The organism is Caballeronia sp. RCC_10, assembly GCF_041360715.1.
Lineage (GTDB): Bacteria > Pseudomonadota > Gammaproteobacteria > Burkholderiales > Burkholderiaceae > Caballeronia > Caballeronia grimmiae.
This window is the reverse complement of sequence record NZ_JBFUPT010000093.1, coordinates 1-2,356: the sequence shown is the minus strand read 5'-3', so window position 1 is coordinate 2,356 and position 2,356 is coordinate 1. Positions and strand designations below refer to the sequence as shown.

Sequence of the window (2,356 nt, the reverse complement as noted above, 5' to 3'; positions counted from 1 at the left end):
TAAAGCTAGCCTGCGCACTCGTCTGCTGGAACATCTTCAGCCGAACGGAGCGCGCTTTTTGAACTGGCCTTTAAGAGCGAGTTGCCTGAGAGTCAGACCTTTGTAACGGTCACGCATGGCATCTACGTGAGGTTTCACCGCGCTGTTGTAATCGCGGTTGGCTGCAAGGACGACGTCCATCAAGGCGATCGCAGAGCTGTCGCGGCTTGTACGTGCGAACCGCTGCTCGCCTTCTCTCGCAAAATCAATGATTGGCCGGTCATCGTCGGGCCGATAGCCGTGTGATGACGACGTCATCTTTGCGCGGCCCAATTCTTGGACCTTCGACTTGATCAGTTCGGCTTCTTGCGATGAGACGGACCCCTCCTCGAGGAACGCCCGTTTGTCCAGTTTGAGCATCTTTTTGTTATCCATATAGTCCGTGACCGGCCGAAACCGGCGATCACCCGATCACCTACTCCAAATCGTGGTGATCGGCACTCTTTTCTCGGCTGAGTCCCGTTGATTAAAAAAATGCCCGCTACTGCGGGCGAAGTCTTGACGGTGCCGGTTTCCACCCGGCTACCCGCTTAACGGAATTTCGTCCACACGGCTTTAGTGGACGGACGGGTCGCTGAGAGGCAAGCGCGACAATGCTCATGTGGCGCTGGCGCAGTAACGCGGTGCCGGGAGAACACGATTGCAGCCACGCTCTCACCCGCACGACTGTAGCTTGACTTCGCGAGAGTGCCGATACGCTTCCTGTCGGTACTCCGGCTATGTCCCACGTCAGCGGTGCGACGAGAATCTCTGTGCAAGCAGCTCTTGCCGATGAACTTGCGAAGGCGATCGCTGCCGGCAAAACCACGTCCCACTGAGATCCAAGACGCGTCAGCGCTGCCTTGACAATACTGTCGCGTCGGTACCCTAAGTAGTGGGCCGAGCATCTTGCTTGGCCGCTACCGATGGAGAAGTTGGATGGCTTTTCGTATCGACCCCTCGTCCATAGCGTTCGACGAAAACCGCCGTGGCATCAACGCGACCGCGACGATCGTGTCTGATGAAGGCGTCAGAATCGGCGAAGTCGAAGATACTGCAGAGAGAATCGTCGCAGAAGCAACGCAGGTCCTCGCAGGTGCAGCGATTCCACAGGCGTTGTTGCAACAGTCCGAAGCGAGACTGACGCGTCAGCAGTACGCTGCGCTGTACAGGGCAATCGCGGCAAGACTCGATGACGAGATGCTCGGATTGTGGTCTCGCCCAATTCGTACCGGAACGCTAAAGTACCTCATGCCCAGTCTCCTGGACGCGCCGACCGTACTCGTAGCCTTGTACCGTTTCGTCCGCTTCTGGAACTTGCTGCTCGATGATTACCGCCTGCAAATCTCGACTAAGAATGATTTGGTAAGGCTTGCTCTCATCGAAAGAGCGCTTGGGACGACGGTCGTGCCGCTTGGGCATGAGTTGATGATGAAACTGATCCACGGCATAGCATCTTGGCTAATCGGCAGGGAAATAACTTTGCATCGGGTGGATTTCGATTTCGCAAAGCCTAAGCATGCGGAGGACTATGCGTTTCTGTACCCCTGTGAGGTACGCTTCGATGCTGGCATGACGAGTGTATATTTCAGGTACCAAGACTGCGCGGAAACATTCAAGCGCGAGAAACACGAACTCTGGGCGTTCCTCAAGCGCGCCCCGGAGGACTGGACGTTTAGTGCGCTCCATCGAGCATCGATCTCGGCCCGAACACGCGAATATCTCGCAAAAGAAATCGCACAGGCCGTGACAATAACGGACTTGGCGTATGCGTTTCACACCTCGGTCCGTACGCTAAACCGTCGATTTGCTGACGAAGGGACGCATTTTCAGGCGGTCAAAGACGGATTGCGGCGGGACATCGCCGTTCATCGGTTGACGACTTCGAACACGAGCGTGGAGGCGCTAGCATTCGATCTGGGCTTTTCGGATTCCACAGGTTTTTGCCGCGCTTTCAAGCAGTGGACCGGCAGCAGTCCTTCAGACTATCGAAAACTCACCCGCGAGGGCGACTATGACGGTTGATAAACACTTGTATTCTTCCCGTTTCCCGGCTCATGCTGCAGGCGTCTGCGGGTTTTTTGCGAACGCGCAACGTCTCGGGGCTGATGGTCGAGCAGGTTACGTGGTCGTGTTGAAGATAGCGCCGAACACGGAGGTGCCGCGATCCGTCGGGGCGGAATTGGCCGGAAGTGGGGCGACTTGCGCGAGCTTGTCGGCCAATGCCGCCTCCGAAAACGGCTTCACGATGTAGCCGTTAGGGAGCGTCTGCACAAGGCGTTTTCGACGCGTGCGACAGGCGTGGACGTAAGCTCGCTCGAAACAATATGTGTTGAAG

General features: G+C 56.5%; 3 protein-coding genes. 1 reads left to right on the top strand and 2 read right to left on the bottom strand.

Annotated features, from left to right (window positions below; translation table 11 throughout):
• Positions 1-36: 36 nt before the first annotated feature.
• On the bottom strand, positions 37-414 hold the full coding sequence (locus AB6804_RS31730) for a hypothetical protein (protein WP_370889818.1): 378 nt from the start codon (positions 412-414) through the stop codon (positions 37-39).
• 543 nt (positions 415-957) lie between these two features.
• Between AB6804_RS31730 and AB6804_RS31725 the strand changes: the two genes are divergently transcribed.
• Positions 958-2,043, top strand: a complete 1,086-nt coding sequence (locus tag AB6804_RS31725) for an AraC family transcriptional regulator (RefSeq protein WP_370889817.1) — start codon at positions 958-960, stop codon at positions 2,041-2,043.
• A gap of 96 nt (positions 2,044-2,139) precedes the next feature.
• On the opposite strand, the gene AB6804_RS31720 is transcribed toward AB6804_RS31725, so the two are convergent.
• Positions 2,140-2,292, bottom strand: a complete 153-nt coding sequence (locus AB6804_RS31720) for a hypothetical protein (RefSeq protein WP_370889816.1) — start codon at positions 2,290-2,292, stop codon at positions 2,140-2,142.
• Between the last annotated feature and the right edge of the window lie 64 nt (positions 2,293-2,356).

Bases quoted from the DNA above. Each gene is read 5' to 3' on its own strand.
- AB6804_RS31730 (WP_370889818.1), bottom strand. From the start codon at position 414: ATGGATAACAAAAAGATGCTCAAACTGGACAAACGGGCGTTCCTCGAG.
- AB6804_RS31725 (WP_370889817.1), top strand. From the start codon at position 958: ATGGCTTTTCGTATCGACCCCTCGTCCATAGCGTTCGACGAAAACCGC.